Raw genomic sequence first — 1,406 nt, 5'->3', positions numbered from 1 at the left:
AAGTGAACAGCATGCCCGCATGGTCGGGATTGCAGTCGGTGGTCGCCGTGAACATCGCCGAAGCAATCGCCGATGCCTTGCTGAAACTTCTGGCCGACCGCGCCGAGGCGGCCGCCGCACCGCGGCCCTACCGTTTTGCCGCGCCTGCGAATTCGTGAGGGCGGGCAAGGTGGTGCTTTCGCGTGAACGCCTCCGGGCCAGCTATAAGAATGCCTGCAGGATGGAGATCGAAGCCCTAAAGCCGGGCAACGTCCATCTGTTCGCCGACGGACACGGCATGTCCGCCGCCCAGTTCATGACAAGTGCGGAGGTTTCCTCCGGGCCGCTGACCGATCCTCGTCTGCCGGTCGGGCAGCGGATGCTGGAGGCGGTGCGCGCGACACGACTGGCGGTCGCAACCAATACCAATCTCGGAATCATCCTTCTGGCAGGGCCTCTGATATGCGCCGCCGAAATGGGCGGTGACAGACTGCGTGACAATCTCGATTCGCTGCTTCGGGCTTTGAGCGTGCAGGATACCAAGGCGGTATTCGAGGCGATCGTCACGGCCGCGCCAGGCGGCCTCGGAGAAGCCGCCAACGATGTGCGGCAGGAGCCGAAGGTCCATTTGCTGGACGCGATGAGGGAGGCTGCCGACCGCGACATGATCGCTCGCCAGTACAGCAACTGTTTCGGCGACGTGTTCGGGGTCGGGCTCGCCGCGCTGGATGGAGCGTTGGCACGTGAAGAAGACGGCATGTGGCCGACGGTGTTCGTCTACATGGCGTTTCTCGCCGGCTTCCCCGACAGCCATGTGATGCGCAAGCACGGCGTTCACGTCGCAAATCAGGCGCGGCAGGAAGCCGTTGCCGTTCAGGCGGCGCTCCATGCCGAGGGCGACGAACCGTCGCGCATTCGTCTGCTCATGGAGTTCGACCGCCGGCTGAAGGCCGACAACATCAACCCCGGCACCTCGGCCGACCTCACCGTGGCTACTCTTTTAGTCCACACCCTCGCCCTCACCTTGCATAATCGCGGCGTTGGTGCTTGACTTCCAAAAGCGGAAGCTGTGCTTCCGCGGCTATCTAGCCAACCGGTCCGGGCAAATCCGGACGCTGCCAACAAGGATAGCTGTCCATCGAGCGCCTGCTCGGTTGCAGCGTCCGTGGACATCATAATTGTGTCTTGGAGGAAATTGGCATGGCAAAAATATCAAAGGTTATGGTCGGTGAATCGCTGGTGGGAGACGGCAACGAAGTCGCGCATGTCGACCTGCTCATCGGCCCGCGGGGGAGCGCGGTCGAAACGGCATTTTGCAACGCGCTTACCAACAACAAGGACGGCTTTACTTCGCTTTTGGCGGTGATCGCGCCCAATCTTCAATGCAAACCCAACACCGTGATGTTCAACAAGGTCACGATCAAGGG

The 1,406-nt window shown here is 61.7% G+C and carries 2 protein-coding genes; both read left to right on the top strand.

The features are described from left to right. Positions 1-154: 154 nt before the first annotated feature. Positions 155-1,030, top strand: a complete 876-nt coding sequence (locus tag EN884_RS35965) for a triphosphoribosyl-dephospho-CoA synthase (RefSeq protein WP_335919129.1) — start codon at positions 155-157, stop codon at positions 1,028-1,030. A 149-nt stretch (positions 1,031-1,179) separates the two neighbouring features. Next, on the top strand, positions 1,180-1,406 hold a 227-nt coding region (locus EN884_RS35960), incomplete at its 3' end, for a formaldehyde-activating enzyme (protein WP_206617753.1).

The sequence above is a fragment of the Mesorhizobium sp. M7A.F.Ca.AU.001.01.1.1 genome (genome assembly GCF_004022735.1).
GTDB lineage: Bacteria > Pseudomonadota > Alphaproteobacteria > Rhizobiales > Rhizobiaceae > Mesorhizobium > Mesorhizobium ciceri.
The sequence above is the reverse complement of the archived record's forward strand: the minus strand, read 5'-3'. Positions and strand labels throughout refer to the sequence as shown.